We start from the raw sequence: 15,644 nt of genomic DNA on the forward strand, positions 1-15,644 counted from the left end.
AACCAGAATCCCACCCGCGCGCACCAGCCACCACCGCCAGTGGTCGTATTTTCGCATCCACCGGTCGACGGATGCCGTTTCCTCCGCCGAGCCGTGAGTTTGAGCCATTTTTCGCGAAAAACGGTGTCAAATTCACACCTCGAGAACGCGAGTTCACGGTTCGATGGCCAGAACTCACACTTCGGCGACGAGGGGGGTTCGCGAAGACCTCGCGAGGCCCCCGAAAAGTCGTTACGCCCCGACGTAGGCCGCGAGGTGCTCGCCGGTGAGGGTAGATCGGCCCGCGACGAGGTCGGCGGGGGTGCCCTCGAACACGATCCGGCCGCCGTCGTGGCCAGCGCCAGGGCCGAGGTCGATGATCCAGTCGGCGTGCGCCATGACCGCCTGGTGGTGTTCGATGACAATGACCGACTTGCCGGAGTCAACTAACCGGTCGAGCAGTCCGAGCAGGTTCGCAACGTCGGCGAGGTGCAGGCCGGCGGTCGGCTCGTCCAAAACGTAGACGTCACCCTTTTCGGCCATGTGGGTGGCGAGTTTGAGCCGTTGGCGCTCGCCGCCGGACAGCGTCGGCAGCGGCTGGCCGAGGCTGAGATAGCCGAGGCCGACGTCAGCGAGACGAGAGAGGATGGCGTGCGCGGCCGGCGTGCGCGCCTCGCCACCACCGAAAAACTCCGCTGCCTCGGCCACCGACATCGCGAGTACCTCGCTGATGTCGCGGCCGCCGAAGTGATAGTCCAAAACGAATGCCTGAAACCGCTTGCCCTCGCAGACCTCGCACACCGTCGCGACGCCTGCCATTATTCCCAGGTCGGTGTAGATGACCCCGGCGCCATTGCAGTTGGGGCAGGCGCCGTCGGAGTTGGAGCTGAATAGTGCTGGCTTCACGTCGTTGGCCTTCGCGAAGGCCTTGCGAATCGGTTCAAGCATCCCCGTGTAGGTGGCCGGGTTGCTGCGCCGGGAGCCCTTGATCGCGCCCTGGTCGATGGAGACGACCCCGCTACGGCCGACAACCGAGCCGGAGACCAGCGAGGTCTTACCCGACCCGGCCACGCCGGTCAGTACCGTCAGTACGCCCAGCGGAATATCGACATCGACGTTCTGCAGGTTGTGCGTGCTCGCGCCCCGCACAGCCAGCACGCCCGAGCGCGTTCGAACGGATGCCTTCACGGCGGCCCGGTCGTCCAGGTGACGCCCCGTCAGAGTGCCGCTGGCCCGCAGCCCGTCGAGGGAGCCCTCGAAGACCACCTCGCCGCCCTCGGTGCCGGCGCCCGGGCCAAGGTCAACGACGTGGTCGGCAATGGCAATCATCTCCGGTTTGTGCTCGACCACGAGCACGGTGTTTCCCTTATCGCGCAGCTGGCGAAGCAGGGTGTTCATCCGCGCAATGTCGTGGGGGTGCAGCCCAATCGTCGGCTCGTCGAAGACGTAGGTGACGTCGGTGAGCGACGAGCCGAGGTGGCGGATCATCTTGGTGCGCTGCGATTCGCCGCCCGAGAGGGTGCCGGAGGCGCGATCGAGCGAGAGGTAGCCCAGGCCGATTTGAACGAAGGAATTCAGAAGGTCCTGCAACGCTCCGAGCAGCGGCGCCACCGACGGTTCGGCCAGGCCGCGAACCCAGTCGGCGAGGTCGCTGATCTGCATGGCGCAGGCATCCGCTATATTAATGCCATTAATTTTCGACGATCGAGCGCCCGCATTGAGGCGGGTGCCCTCGCAGTCGGGGCAGGCGGAGAAGGTGACGGCCCGTTCCACGAAAGCGCGGATGTGCGGCTGCAGCGAGTCGATGTCTTTAGACAGCATCGACTTCTGAATCTTGGGAATCAGCCCTTCATAGGTGAGGTTGATGCCGTCGACCTTGATCTTGGTCGGTTCCTTGTGCAGCAGGTCATGGAGCTCCTTCTTCGTGAAGTCGCTGATCGGCTTGTTGGCGTCGAAGAAGCCGCAACCGTTGAAGATGCGGCCAAACCAGCCGTCCATGCTGTAACCGGGGATGGTGAGCGCGCCATCGTTGAGGGATTTACTGTCGTCGTAGAGCGCGGTCAGGTCGATGTCGGTGACGGAGCCGCGGCCCTCGCAGCGGGGGCACATTCCGCCGGTGATGCTGAAGCTGCGTCGCTCCTTGACGGCCTGGGCGCCGCGCTGAATGGAGACGGCGCCCGCTCCGCTGATCGAGGCGACATTGAACGAATAGGCCTGGGGTGAGCCGATGTACGGCTGACCGAGCCGACTGAAGAGGATGCGCAGCAGCGCGTTGGCATCGGTGGCAGTGCCGACGGTGGACCGGGCATTGGCGCCCATCCGCTCCTGGTCGACGATGATTGCCGTCGTCAATCCTTCGAGTACATCGACGTCTGGCCGGGCTTGGGTTGGCATAAAACCCTGCACGAAGGTGCTGTAGGTCTCGTTGATCATGCGCTGCGATTCAGCGGCGATCGTGCCGAACACGAGCGAACTCTTGCCGGAGCCGGACACGCCCGTGAACACGGTCAGCCGACGCTTGGGAATGTCGACACTGATGTTCTTGAGATTGTTCTCTCGCGCGCCCTGAACCCGAATCAGATCGTGGCTATCGGCATCGTGCGCGCTCAACGTGTTCCGAAGAGACCTTGCAGGCGCTGCACGCCCTCAAGCAGGGCATCATCTCCGAGTGCGTAGGACAGCCGCAGAAAACCGCTCGGTCCGAAGGCTTCTCCGGGAACGGCGGCAACTTCGACCTGATCGAGAATAAGGTCGGCCAGTTCGAGCGAGGTCGTGGGCGTAACGCCGCCCCAGGCGCGGCCGAGCAGACCGGTCACGTCGGGGTAGACGTAGAAGGCGCCCTGCGGGGTGGGCGTAATGACACCGGGAATCTTGTTCAGCTCCCGGACGATGAGCCCCCGGCGGCGGTCGAAGGCATCCCGCATGGCAACGGCGGCATCCTGCGGGCCGTTCAAAGCGGCGATTCCAGCGCGCTGCGAGATGTTCGACACGTTCGAGGAGAGGTGCGATTGCAGGTTGGCGGCCGCCTTGATGGCGTCGGCGGGGCCAACCATCCAGCCGAGCCGCCATCCGGTCATGGCGTAGGTCTTGGCGACACCGTTGACCAGAATGGTGCGATCAGCCAGGGCAGGAACGGCCTCGACGATCGACACGGCCCGCACGCCGTCATACGTGAGGTTCTGATAGATCTCGTCGGAGATGACCCAAAGACCGTTGTCGTCGGCCCACTGTCCGATAGCTCGAGTTTGCTCCGCGGAGTAGACCGCGCCGGTGGGGTTAGAGGGTGAGACGAACAGCAATACCTTGCTTCGTGGGGTGCGCGCGGCTTCGAGCTGTTCAACGGTCACGAGGTAACCTTGGTCGCTGCCGGCGAAGACGTCGACTTGCACGCCGCCGGCCAGTCGGATCGCTTCGGGGTAGGTGGTCCAATACGGGCTCGGCACGATGACCTCGTCACCGGGATCGAGCAGGGTCGCGAAGGCTTGGTACACGGCCTGCTTGCCACCGTTGGTGACGACGACCTGGCTCGGCACTATGGCGAGTCCGCTGTCTCGCAGGGTCTTGGCCACAATAGCCTCGCGCAGCTCCGGCAAACCGGCCGCGGGGGTATAGCGGTAGTTCTTGGGGTCACGCACGGCGGCCAGGGCCGCGTCGACGACGTGCGCGGGCGTCTGAAAGTCGGGCTCACCCGCTGCGAAGCTGATCACGGGTCTCCCCGCCGCCTGCAGCGCCTTGGCCTTGCCGTCAACCTTAAGGGTCGCTGACTCAGCAATAGAGCCGATCCGAGTTGAAATTCGCTTGAGTTCGTGATCCACGTGTTGAGTTTAGTCACCCGACCCGCGCGCGAGCTAGCACAGCCCCCGGTCGAGCCGGCGCTCGTGCCAGCTGCGGTGACGAAGATCTGCCGCGCGCCGGCTGAGCCATGAGATGCCCGTAAGAATTGAGTCTCCCGCAGGAATAGAGTGATCAAATGATCACCCGCCTGGTTCAGATCTCTCGACCGGTGCTGTGGGTCAACACCGTCGGAACGACCGTCATCGGCATGTGGTTGATCGGGGATTTGTGGCGCTGGGACATCATCCCGCTGCTGCTCTGGGCGACCCTGCCGTTCAACCTGCTGATCTACGGCGTGAACGATATCTTCGACCAGGAAACGGATGCCCAGAACGCCCGCAAGGGCGGCCTCGAGGGGGCTCGTATCCTTGGCTCGGAGACTCGCAGTATTGTGCTCGCGGTCGTGCTGACCAACGCGCCGTTCCTAGCGTATTTTCTCGTCACGCTGCCGACGAACGCGCTCGCCTGGATTGCCGCGTACACGGTGATCTTCATCTTCTACTCGGCACCCCCGCTGCGTTTCAAGGCCCGGCGCTACCTTGACTCGCTCAGCAACGCCGCCTACGCCTTCCCGCTGATCTTCGTACCCCTGGCCTTGGGCAAGTCGCCGGTCTGGTCAGCGGCTATCGGGCTGATGGCATGGAGCGTGGCCAAGCACACCTACGACGCGGTGCAGGATATCGACGAGGACCGCGCCGCCGGAATTCACACCACTGCCGTCCATCTCGGCGCGCGCGGCGCTACGGTGTGGAGCGGCGTGTGGTGGGCTCTGTCCACCGTGGGATTCGCGCTGATCAGTTGGCCGGTCGCCGCGGTGAATGCCCTCATCGCCGGCTGGCTGGTGATTTCGCTGGGGCGCAGCCCCACACCGGCAACGGCCCGCCGACTGTATCGATACTCGATCGTGTTCCCCTACGTTGCCGGTTCCGTAGCGGGCGCCCAAATCGTGGCAGCCATGTTGCTGGGAGGCTATCCATGACCCGATCACGCTCGAATACGTTCCCGCGGCGCATAGTCGTGCTCGGCGCGGGCATCGGTGGACTCACGGCCGCCGCACTCTTGGCCCGGGCCGGCCATTCGGTGACTCTGCTGGAGGGATCCGACTGGATCGGTGGCAAGAGCAGGCGCCTCGAGATTGACGGGCAGCGCGTGGACACCGGGCCGGCGCTGGTCACGTTCCCCCGGGTCTGGGAGGAACTGCTCGCTCGCTACGACGCGCTCGGTGCCCGCCGGTCTGCTCCCTCGGAGGCCGCAGCGGTGGCCGGGGTCACGTTGCAGAGGCTGCCCGAAGTGGGCCGGTACTTTTACCGGGGAGAAGCAGCCACCCTGCCGGTCCCGGCCGGGCATCCCTGGTACGCGGCGTGGACCCGTTTCGAACGGGAACACGGTGGCCTCGGGCCCCAACTCACGAGCATGCTCACCGCCGACCCGCTGGATCCGGCGTCGCTGCCGGCCGTGCGAAGCGTGTTTCGCCTGTATGGCACCCGACTGACCACGCGCAGCTTTCTTGACGGCCTGAGCTGGATGCCCGCTGGCCTGCGGGAGGTTATCGCCATCCACACCCTCAACGCGGGCGTTTCTCCCCGGCAGACTCTCGCCCTATACGCGAGTATGCCGGCCATAATGGCCCGGGACGGCGTGTGGGTTCCCGAGGGGGGAGTGAACGAGCTGCCACTCGCGTTGCACCGCCTGGCGCTGCATTCCGGCGCGACTGTGCACACCGGTGAGCCCGTTACCTCCGTGTCGAAAGGTTTCGTGACCACGGCGTCGGCGACGTACCCGGCCGACGTGGTCGTCAGCGGACTGGACAGCGTGGTGCTTGACGGCCTGCTCGGCGCGCCACCGGCACGGGCACAGCGGCGCTCATGCTCGGGGGTGGCCATCTATGCGGCGCTCGAGACGTCGCTGCCGGAGGGCACGGCCACGCACTCCGTCGTGCTGCCCGACGACCCAGCCGCCCTGCACCGCAGCCTCGATGCCGGACTCGTGCCGGAGCAGACGATGGCATTCCTGAACTATTATCGGCCGCACGAGGTCTATCCGAACGACCGGGCCACCGTGGCCGTACTCCTCACCGCGCCCGCCGATGGTCGCCACTACGACCTCGACAGCCCGTGGGTGGCGCGTGAGGTGGCTCGGGTGAGCGCCGCCGTGGGCCTGGACCGCCCGATCAGCGAACTGTTTCGGAGCCATGTCGTGTTCGACCCGCAGTATTTCAGCGGCTGGGGTTCCACCGGTGGAGCACTGTACGGCGCAACCAACCCGCTCTGGCAGAGTGGACCGTTCCACCGCCCCGGTTACACGAGCCGCGCACGTCCGTGGCTATGGCGGGTGGGCGCGTCGGTGCACCCCGGTGGCGGTATCCCGGCCGTACTCGGCGGCGCCATGACCGCGATGCACAAGCTGATCGGCCGCCTCGATGGTCCCTAATCCCGAGTGCTGGCCGCGCGTTCGCCTGAGAAAATAAAACCTGACGGGTCGGATGAAGCTGGTTCAATCAATGCGGACTCACGTCTTCAGAAGGTGCACGCTCAAGGGTTCGTGTGCCAAGCTGACCGGGAAGCGGCGGCTCGCCCCTCCGGTTTGTTCGCCTCAGCTTTACAGTGGCCGGTCCGTGACCTAGACTTGTCCCGGTAGTTGAATTCCGCCATGCTTTTCTGCGCCTTTTTCCACGTGTTTCTACTGGGTTGAAGTTCAGACAACTTTGCGGGTTTGCTTCTAAAGGGTGGTGGCTCAATTGGTAGAGCAGCGGTCTCCAAAACCGCAGGTTGCAGGTTCGAGTCCTGTCCGCCCTGCACATCGGTAGAGCTCTGCCGACCATGAGAGGTGTAATAGGTGGCCCGAAAAGTTGTCGACGAACCCAGTGAGGAAGTCGTCGCGAACGCAAGAATGGCCCGCGATTCCAATCGCGGTCCTTTTGCTCGGTTATCCCTGTTTATCAAGCAGGTCTTCGCTGAGCTGCGCAAGGTGGTCACCCCGACACGCAAAGAGCTGCTGAACTACACCGGGGTGGTGCTCGTCTTCGTGATCATCATGATGGCCATCGTGTCGGCCTTCGACTGGCTCTTCGGCCTCGTTGTTCTCTACGTGTTCGGTACCCCCGGATAGCTCGCACCGGTCGGCATCCGTCAGTCCAGACCAACCAGACAAGGCACAGATATTGTGCCCAAATAATTTGCAGACGCAGAACATTAGGGATTGAGATTAGTGACTGAGACGAAGCACGACGATGTCGACTGGGCCACTGCCGCCGAGCAGTCGTCCGAAGACGATGAGGCGCAGGAAGGCAACACCCTCGCCGCCGACGAAGACTCCGTAGAGGCCGCCGAGCAGGTCGCCCTGCACGTCATCGACGAGAACGACGACGTCGAGGTTAACCTTGACGCCGCCCTCGATGCCCTCGCTGAGTCTGCCGACCCCGAGGCAGACGCCACGGTCGACGACGCCCTCGACATTGATTCCGCCGATGAGGCCGATGCGTCCGTCGAAGCCGTTGAAGACGAGAGTGAAAGCGTCGCTGCCGAAGACACCACTGAAGCGGATGTCGCCGACGAAGAGATCGACCCCTACGAAGCCTTCCGTCAGGAACTGCGCTTTCTGCCGGGCAAGTGGTACGTCATTCACTCTTACGCCGGTTTCGAGCGTCGCGTGAAGTCGAACATTGAGAACCGCAAGCAGTCGATGGCGATGGAAGATTTCATCTACCAGTGCGAAGTTCCCATGGAAGACGTGGTCGAGATCAAGAATGGCCAGCGCAAGATGGTCACCCGTGTGCGCATTCCGGGCTACGTGCTCGTGCGTATGGACCTCGACGAAGACAGCTGGTCGGTTGTTCGCCACACCCCCGGTGTGACCGGATTCGTCGGCAACGCCCACAACCCCACCCCGCTGCGCTTCGAAGAGGCCTTCGGCATGCTCAAGGGACTCGTCCAGATTGTCGAGGCTCCAACGAAGGCTGGCGGCGCCCCCGGAAAGTCGGCGCAGCGCGTCATCGCTGCCGAGGTCGACTACGAAATCGGCGAGACCATCACAATCAAGGAAGGCTCCTTTGCGGGCTTGCCCGGATCGATCAGCGAGATCAAGCCCGAGAGCGGCAAGCTCATCGTGCTCGTCTCCCTGTTCGAGCGTGAGACGCCGGTCGAGCTCAGCTTCGACCAGGTCACCAAGCTCTAACCAGCACTTTTTAATCAGCACAGTGGATGGCCTGATAAGGGTCATCCACGCTGGTTCTCCCCAACCACCGGGGCCCATCCGGGCCACCGGGAGAGCGGCCCTCGGGCTGCTCGCACATCAATACGAAGGACAACACAATGGCACCGAAGAAGAAGGTTACCGGTCTGATCAAGCTTCAGATCAAGGCCGGCGCAGCCAACCCCGCACCGCCCATCGGGCCGGCACTGGGCCAGCACGGCGTAAACATCATGGAGTTTTGCAAGGCATACAACGCGGCGACCGAAGCCCAGCGCGGCAACGTCATCCCCGTTGAAATCACCGTCTACGACGACCGTTCGTTCACTTTCATCCTGAAGACCCCGCCAGCAGCGGAGCTCATCAAGAAGGCCGCCGGAGTCGCCAAGGGCAGCGGAACCCCGCACACCGTCAAGGTTGCCAACCTCACCCAGGCTCAGGTTCGCGAGATCGCCGAAGCCAAGATGGTTGACCTCAACGCCAACGACATCGACGCCGCCGCGAAGATCATCGCCGGAACCGCCCGCTCCATGGGCATCACGGTCAGCGCCTAAGCATCACCATTGCGTGGCCGCCAGACGGCGCCTGCGCACCCTTAGCAATTAGTGGAAGAGCCTGCCAGGCTCGCACCACACTCTGAAGTACATACAGGAGATTTAACATGGCAACCAAGTCAAAGGCATACCGCGCCAGCGCCGCCAAGATCGGTGAAGACAACTTCTTCACCCCCATCGAAGCCGTCACCCTCGCCAAGGAGACCGGCTCCGCGAAGTTCAACTCCACCGTTGAGGTCGCCCTCCGCCTCGGAGTCGACCCCCGCAAAGCCGACCAGATGGTTCGTGGAACCGTCATCCTCCCGCACGGCACCGGTCGCACCGCCCGCGTCATCGTCTTCGCCACCGGCCCAGCCGCCGAAGCCGCTATCGCTGCCGGCGCCGACGAGGTCGGTGGCGACGAGCTCATCGAGAAGGTAGCCGCTGGTTACACCTCGTTCGACTCCGCCGTCTCGACTCCCGAGCTCATGGGTAAGGTCGGCCGTCTCGGAAAGGTACTCGGCCCGCGTGGCCTCATGCCCAACCCGAAGACCGGAACCGTAACGCCCGACGTCGCCAAGGCCGTGTCCGACATCAAGGGTGGAAAGATTGAGTTCCGCGTCGACAAGCACTCCAACGTGCACTTCGTCGTTGGCAAGGCATCCTTCTCGGTCGAGCAGCTGAACGAAAACATCTCGGCAGCGCTCGAAGAGGTCGTTCGACTCAAGCCGAGCTCGTCCAAGGGGCGTTACATCACGAAGGGCGTCGTTTCGACCACCTTCGGTCCTGGCATCCAGCTCGACGTCAATAGCATCTAAGGCTCGAAGCATCCGCTAGCGCAGTTTCAAAGCTCGAAAAGTAGGGCCCGTCCTCGGACGGGCCCTACTTCTTTTCGTTGGTCGAGGCGGAGGTGCGAGCGATCAAGACCGCGTGAGGGGTCTCGATCGCTCCTTCGTCGTTCCTTGACCGGCGGAGGGACTAACCGATGCGGATCATCTTCTTGTTGACGAATTCGTCGGCACCGAAACGACCCAGTTCGCGCCCCGAGCCGGACCTCTTGACACCACCGAACGGCAGCTCGGCACCGTCGGCACCGACCAAATTGATGAAGACCATGCCCGCCTCAATGCCGTCGGCCACGCGCAGTGCCTGCTCTGGGTCGGTGGTGAAGACATAGGAACCCAGGCCGAACGGGGTGTTGTTGGCCAATGTGACGGCGGCGGCCTCGTCGGGAACGCTGAAGATCTGGGCGACCGGGCCGAAGAACTCTTCGTGGAAGGCATCGGAGCCGGGCAATACATCGGTGAGCACGGTTCCGGCGAAGAAATTGCCCTCAGAAGTTCCACCCGTGACGAGGGTGGCACCCTGAGCCACAGCGCGCGCAACCTGCTCGGTGAGAATTTCGGTAGCCTGTGCCGAGGAAAGCGGCCCGAGTTCGGTGACGGCGTTGGTCGGGTCGCCCAGTTTCACGGCGGCGATTGCCGCGGTGAACTTATCGAGGAAAGGCTGGTAGAGCTCCTCAATGACGATGAAGCGTTTGGCCGCGTTGCAGGCCTGGCCGTTATTATCGAGGCGAGCAGCCACGGCGGCGCCGACGGTTTCATCCAGGTCGTCGGTGGACAACAGGATGAACGGGTCTGAGCCGCCGAGCTCGAGCACGACCTTCTTCAAGTTGCGCCCAGCTATCTCAGCAATCGCCGCTCCGGCGCGCTCCGAACCGGTCAGCGAGACACCCTGCACGCGCTTGTCGGCGATGACCGTGGCGATCTGATCATGAGAAGCATAGAGGTTCGTGTATGCCCCCTCGGGAAAACCGGCGTCGAGCATGATCTGCGCGATTGCGGCGGCCGATTCGGGGCACTGCTCGGCGTGCTTGAGCAAGATGGTGTTGCCGATGATCAGGTTCGGTCCGGCGAAACGGGCAACTTGGTAATACGGGAAGTTCCACGGCATGATGCCGAGCAGCACGCCGAGCGAACTGCGACGAATGAGTGCCGAACCCTCGCCGGCGAGCAGGCTGATGGCTTCATCCTTCAGCAGGTCCGTCGCATTGTCGGCGTAGTAGGCGTAGATGTCGGCGCTGAAGTCGACCTCGCCGAGGGCCTGCTCCATCGGCTTACCCATTTCGCGCACGATAATATCGGCAAGCTCTTGGCGGCGCTCGAGGTGCAGTTCGGCTACGCGGCGCACGAGCGCTGCGCGCTCATCGACGCTCGTGGAGCGCGACCAGGTGTGGGCGGCGTCTGCGGTGATGAGCGCGGCAGTGAGCTCGGCATCCGAGATTGTGTCGTAGGTCTTGACTGTCTCCCCGGTGGCCGGGTTGATGACTGCGTAGCTGGTCATAGGCTGTATCCTTCACTGGTCGGGCACCCAAAAAGCCGGCGCCGATGCAAACTCTGGTGTGTCAAAGGTATAACAACGGAGGCTACTTGCTCGGTGCGGCCGGCGTCGACGAGCTGGGCGAAGATCGCCTCGTGAGCTCCCGGTCGATTCGTTGCCTCCATGCGCTCAATCTACAAGGCCGAGCCACGCACTCCCTCAACGGCAGCCGCCGCGTGCAGGAGCTTGCGGGTATACGGATGCTTCGGGGAGTCAACCAGTTCGGTCACCGAGGCGTGTTCGACGATGGCACCGTCGCGCAGAACCGCGACCCGGTGGCAGTTCTGGGCGGCCACACACACCGACTGGGTCACCAGAATCATGGTCAGTTCATGGGTGTGCTGGAGCGTCTGTAGCAGGGTGAAAATCTCGGTGGCACCCGCTGCGCCAAGGATCTTCGTCGAGTCGTCGGCCACTATGAGGTCGGGGCCGCCAGCGAGGGCACTGGCGATGTGCACGCGCTGCGCCTGCGTCGCCGACAGATGGTCTGGGTAGGCCATGAATATCTCTTCCGGGCGGTCGAAACCGACATAGGAGAGCAGAGCGAGTGAGCGAGTATAAGCGACAGCTTTCGACAGGCCGATGACACCGCGCAACGGCGCAGCCAGCTGGGTTCCGACCGTGATGGTCGGGTCGAGGCTGCCGAGCGGGTCGCGTGGCAGATAAGCGATCGCGCCGCGTAGGCGATCGCGCCCGCGCCGGGACAGACCGACCAATTCGAGGCCGTTGAACAGAATCGACCCAGAATGGATGCTCGCGGGCGTCGGCAATACCCCGGCAATCGACTGGGCAACTTGCACGGCCCCGGAGCCGGCGTCACCGACGAGACCGATCACCTCACCGCGCGTGATGGAGAGCGAAATGCCACCGACCAGCGATGGTGCGTTCCCCTGGGGTGTCGCCGCAACCCGCAGACCGCGCACATCGAGCAGCGTTTGCGATCGAAACCAGTGCGAGGGCATCGGTTCGCCCGGCACAATTCTCTCGCGCGGCCGGGACTCATCGGCCAAGACGGCCGGCGGGGTGAGCGCGGAATGCGCAGATGGGATGCCCGCACGAATCGCATCATTCAACCGACGAAGTGTTGCGCGAGAGTCACACATGATCAGCTCGCATTTCGGTAGGGCGAGAGCAGCGACTGTAACGTGGAACTGACGCACACAACCGAAACTCCCTGGTGCGGGAAACGTGAGTGTGCCCTAATCAAGAACACCGTCACGCGTATCCAATATTACCTACGGTAGAGCCAACAACGTACCGGTTTGTTTTCGCCTCTCAAGCGGATTCCGCCATCCCAGTAGTCATCTCAGTGGTCGCCCCAGTAGTCGGTCCAGTGGCCGCTTGGGCGGCCGCGGGTCGGGCGGGTGTCAGAGAGGTCAGCGCGGTGAGTGTGCCTCGAGAAACTGGTATACCTCGGTCTGGTCGACCCCGGGAAAAGTGCCGGTGGGCAACGCGGCGAGCAGGCTCGTCGGCGTGCGCGCAGCGGGCCAGGACTGCCCGGCCCAGCGATCGGCCAGGTTGTCCGGCGCCCGGCGGCAGCAGGACTCGTCGGGGCACAGCGATACGGCCCGGTTGGCCGTTTCCCGCCCGCGAAACCACTTCACGTGGGCAAAAGGAACGCCGACACTGACCGAATACTCGCCCTCCTTCGCCTTCTCAATGCGGGAGGTGCACCAGAAGCTGCCGGCCGGCATATCGGTGTACTGGTACCAGGCGCTGAAGCGATCGGCGACGTCGAACACGGTGCGGGCGGTCCAGCTGCGGCAGACCGTTGTGCCCTCGACCGCGCCGAGGGCGTCGCTCGGAAACCGCACGTGGTCATTCTCGTAGGCCTTGATGATGGTGCCAGACTCGTGCACCTTCATGAAGTGCACCGGAATGTCGAGCCTGGCGGTGGCTAGGTTAGTGAATCGGTGCGCGGCCGTTTCATAGGAGACCGCGAAGGCGTCGCGCAGGTCTTCCATCGAGATGCGCCGGAGCGTCTTTGCCTCGGTGAGCATGCGCACGGCGTCGCGCTCCGGCAGCAGAATGGCCGCGGTGAGGTAGTTTGTCTCGACGCGCTGCCGCAAAAATTCTGCATAACTTTTCGGTTCCTCGTGTGCGCAGAGTTGGCTGGCGAAGGCCTGCACGATGGGCGAGCGGGAGTCCCGCGAGGCCGAACGGTTAGTTGGCAGATAGATGCGCCCGTTGCGCTTGTCGGTGACTGACCGGGTGGAGTGCGGCAGGTCGTTCACGTAGTGCAGCGAGAATCCCAAATGCGTGGCCATGTCGGCGACGAGCTGCTGCGACACCGGCCCGCCGGAGTGCCCGACCGCGCTGAGAATTTCGAGGGCCTGCGCTTCAAGTTCGGGAAAATAGTTATCCTGCTGCCGCATGATTTGGCGCAGGGCAGAGTTGGCGCGTCTGGCTTCCTCCGGGGTGGCCGCGCGTTCTCGGTTGAGTCGGTCAATCTCGTTGTGCAGGCTCAGGATGGTCTGCAGGGTCTCATCGCTCTGCCCTTTACTTACACGGATTCGGGGCAGGCCGAGCGCTTGAAACACCGGGCCGCGCTGGGCGCGCTCGACCGAGATCTCCAGGGCGGCCCGCTCGGAGGGGGCATCCGTTCGGATGAGCTCGTCGAGGGTGGTATCGAGCGCGCGGGCGATCGCGCGCAGCAGGGACAGTCGCGGTTCGCGTTTGCCGTTCTCCATCATCGACACCTGCGACGGCGCGCGGTCGATGGCGGCGGCAAGGGTGTCGAGCGTCATGCGGCGACTGGTGCGCAGCTCGCGGATTCGCCGCCCGATGGTGAGCGCGTCGAGTTCGGGATCATCGTTGGCGAGCGAAGTGAGTGCGGCGAGGGCGGTGGAGTCGGTGGATAGCATGCCGACAGTGTCACACACTTCAAAAGTTTCGGCAATCAGAATAAACGGGTTTATTCTGCACCGGCATTTCGGTTTGCGGCCGTGCAATCGGGACAGAGTATGAATTAGGCAATCACCAATCGGCATCATCAACTTTCGCGAGGAGTCAGACCATGAATACCCCGAACCCGACCATCGAGCAGTCGGTCGGTACCGTGCCGACGAGTGCCGTACCGTCTGAAACGGTGCCGGCCACGACCGGCAGTTTCGCGACCATTCGTTCGCACCTCGAAGTGACCGGACCGCTCGATGAGCGTTATGACGAGATCCTCACCCCCGGGGCGCTTCAATTTCTGGCCGAGCTGCACGAGCGTTTCGCCGGCACACGCCACGACTTGCTCGCTGCCCGGCTGCAGACCCGAGTGGATGCCGCGAACGGTCGCGACCCGAAATTCCTCACTGAAACCGAGGGCATCCGTCTCGATGAGAGCTGGAGCGTCGCCGGAGCCGGACCAGGCCTCGAAGATCGCCGAGTGGAAATCACCGGACCGACCGACCGCAAGATGGCCATCAACGCGCTCAACTCCGGCGCCAAGGTGTGGCTGGCTGACCAGGAAGACGCCACCAGCCCCACCTGGGCCAACGTGATTGAGGGCCAGCTGACCCTGTTCGACCAGGTGCGCGGTCAGCTGCGGTACACGAGCCCCGAAGGTAAGAAGTACGAGATCACCAACGAGCAGGCGCCGACCATCGTGCTGCGTCCGCGCGGCTGGCACCTGGTGGAGAAGCACATTACCTTCGTGGACCGCGCCAACCGCCGCATGAAGTCCTCCGGCAGCCTCGTCGACTTCGGCCTGTATTTCTTTCACAATGCCAAGAAGCTCATCGATGGCGGCACCGGCCCGTACTTCTACCTACCCAAGCTCGAGGGCCACAAAGAGGCTCGCCTGTGGAATGACATCTTCAGCTACGCCGAAGAGCGCCTCGGAATCAACTACGGCACCATCCGTGCCACGGTTCTGATCGAGACGATCCAGGCCGGCTTCGAGATGGAAGAAATTCTCTACGAGCTGCGCGATCACTGCTCTGGCCTGAATGCTGGACGCTGGGACTACATCTTCAGCATCATCAAAACGTTCCGTGCCCGCGGCAGCCGCTTCGTCTTTCCCGACCGCAAGCAGATCACCATGACCGTGCCGTTCATGCGGGCATACACCGACCTGCTCGTGTCGACCTGCCACCGCAGAGGGGCCTACGCCATCGGCGGCATGAGTGCGTTCATTCCCAACCGTCGCGACCCGGCCGTTACCGAGCAGGCTCTCAGTCAAGTGTCGGCCGATAAGAAGCGTGAAGCGACCGACGGCTTCGACGGCACCTGGGTGGCCCACCCCGACCTGATTGCCACGGCACAGGCGGAGTTCGATGCTGTGCTCGGCGACCGGCCCAACCAGGTCGAGCGCACCCGCCCTGACGTGAGTGTGACGGCAGCCCAGCTGATCGACATCGAGTCGGTCGGCGGAGCGATCACCGAGGAGGGCGTGCGCGGAAACATTCTCGTGGCGCTGCGCTATATCGAGTCCTGGCTGCGCGGCGTTGGCGCTGCAGCAATCGACAACCTGATGGAAGACGCCGCGACTGCGGAGATCTCCCGCTCGCAGCTCTGGCAGTGGATTCACGAGAACTCGGTCACCGCCGAAGGCCGCCGGATCGACTCCGACTGGGTCGAAGAGGTGCTCGATGAGATCGTGGGAGGCCTTGAGCGCACGCCAACTGACCGCTTCGATGATGCCCTCATGGTGCTGCGCACCTCGGCCCTCGAGCCGGAGTTTCCGTCATTTCTGACGGTCGGAGCGTACGCCCGCTTCTTCTAACTTTTACGGCGTTCGCG

Annotated in this window: 12 protein-coding genes and 1 tRNA gene; 8 read left to right on the forward strand and 5 right to left on the reverse strand. The window is 63.6% G+C overall.

Annotated features, from left to right (window positions below):
- Nucleotides 1-231: 231 nt before the first annotated feature.
- Both CXY75_RS12355 and CXY75_RS12360 read right to left on the reverse strand, forming a co-directional pair.
- On the reverse strand, nt 232-2,589 hold the full coding sequence (locus CXY75_RS12355; protein WP_104083116.1) for an excinuclease ABC subunit UvrA: 2,358 nt from the start codon (nt 2,587-2,589) through the stop codon (nt 232-234).
- Complete coding sequence (locus tag CXY75_RS12360) at nt 2,586-3,794, reverse strand: pyridoxal phosphate-dependent aminotransferase (protein WP_104083117.1); 1,209 nt, start codon at nt 3,792-3,794, stop codon at nt 2,586-2,588. The genes CXY75_RS12355 and CXY75_RS12360 overlap by 4 nt, the downstream gene beginning before the upstream one ends.
- A 155-nt stretch (nt 3,795-3,949) precedes the next feature.
- Here CXY75_RS12360 and CXY75_RS12365 point away from each other — a divergent pair, with 155 nt between their 5' ends.
- The 7 genes from CXY75_RS12365 (at nt 3,950) to rplA (ending at nt 9,352) form a co-directional block, all read left to right on the forward strand.
- Nucleotides 3,950-4,792 (forward strand): UbiA family prenyltransferase, encoded by an 843-nt coding sequence (locus CXY75_RS12365; RefSeq protein WP_104083118.1) that lies wholly within the window; start codon nt 3,950-3,952, stop codon nt 4,790-4,792.
- Nucleotides 4,789-6,243, forward strand: a complete 1,455-nt coding sequence (locus CXY75_RS12370) for an NAD(P)/FAD-dependent oxidoreductase (RefSeq protein ID WP_104083119.1) — start codon at nt 4,789-4,791, stop codon at nt 6,241-6,243. The genes CXY75_RS12365 and CXY75_RS12370 overlap by 4 nt, the downstream gene beginning before the upstream one ends.
- Before the next feature lie 292 nt (nt 6,244-6,535).
- Nucleotides 6,536-6,608: transfer RNA gene (locus CXY75_RS12375), tRNA-Trp, on the forward strand.
- Nucleotides 6,609-6,648: 40 nt separating this feature from the next.
- Entirely contained in the window at nt 6,649-6,921 is a 273-nt protein-coding gene (gene secE, locus CXY75_RS12380; RefSeq protein ID WP_104083120.1) for a preprotein translocase subunit SecE, read from the forward strand.
- 99 nt (nt 6,922-7,020) lie between these two features.
- Nucleotides 7,021-7,986, forward strand: a complete 966-nt coding sequence (gene nusG, locus CXY75_RS12385) for a transcription termination/antitermination protein NusG (protein WP_104083121.1) — start codon at nt 7,021-7,023, stop codon at nt 7,984-7,986.
- A gap of 137 nt (nt 7,987-8,123) precedes the next feature.
- Nucleotides 8,124-8,555 carry a 50S ribosomal protein L11 gene (rplK, locus tag CXY75_RS12390; RefSeq protein ID WP_092106326.1) on the forward strand — a complete coding sequence of 144 codons (432 nt, stop codon included), beginning with the start codon at nt 8,124-8,126 and terminating at the stop codon, nt 8,553-8,555.
- Between the two features lie 107 nt (nt 8,556-8,662).
- Nucleotides 8,663-9,352 carry a 50S ribosomal protein L1 gene (gene rplA, locus CXY75_RS12395; RefSeq protein WP_104083122.1) on the forward strand — a complete coding sequence of 230 codons (690 nt, stop codon included), beginning with the start codon at nt 8,663-8,665 and terminating at the stop codon, nt 9,350-9,352.
- A 160-nt stretch (nt 9,353-9,512) separates the two neighbouring features.
- On the opposite strand, the gene CXY75_RS12400 is transcribed toward rplA, so the two are convergent.
- The 3 genes from CXY75_RS12400 to CXY75_RS12410 all read right to left on the reverse strand — a co-directional run bounded on the left by CXY75_RS12400 (nt 9,513) and on the right by CXY75_RS12410 (nt 13,777).
- A complete protein-coding gene (locus CXY75_RS12400) occupies nt 9,513-10,877 on the reverse strand; it encodes an NAD-dependent succinate-semialdehyde dehydrogenase (RefSeq protein WP_104083123.1) in 1,365 nt (454 codons plus the stop codon).
- Between the two features lie 170 nt (nt 10,878-11,047).
- Nucleotides 11,048-11,986, reverse strand: coding sequence for an ATP-binding cassette domain-containing protein (locus tag CXY75_RS12405; RefSeq protein WP_158251192.1), 939 nt, complete (start codon nt 11,984-11,986; stop codon nt 11,048-11,050).
- 303 nt (nt 11,987-12,289) lie between these two features.
- Nucleotides 12,290-13,777: a helix-turn-helix transcriptional regulator gene (locus CXY75_RS12410; protein WP_104083125.1), complete on the reverse strand. Its 1,488-nt coding sequence runs from the start codon at nt 13,775-13,777 to the stop codon at nt 12,290-12,292.
- A gap of 152 nt (nt 13,778-13,929) precedes the next feature.
- On the opposite strand from CXY75_RS12410, the gene aceB reads away from it, so the two are divergent.
- The gene (gene aceB / locus CXY75_RS12415; protein WP_104083126.1) at nt 13,930-15,627 is read left to right on the forward strand and encodes a malate synthase A; all 1,698 of its coding nucleotides are present in this window, start codon (nt 13,930-13,932) and stop codon (nt 15,625-15,627) included.
- Nucleotides 15,628-15,644: the final 17 nt, after the last annotated feature.

The sequence above is a fragment of the Cryobacterium sp. Y11 genome (assembly GCF_002929535.1).
Classification (GTDB): domain Bacteria; phylum Actinomycetota; class Actinomycetes; order Actinomycetales; family Microbacteriaceae; genus Cryobacterium.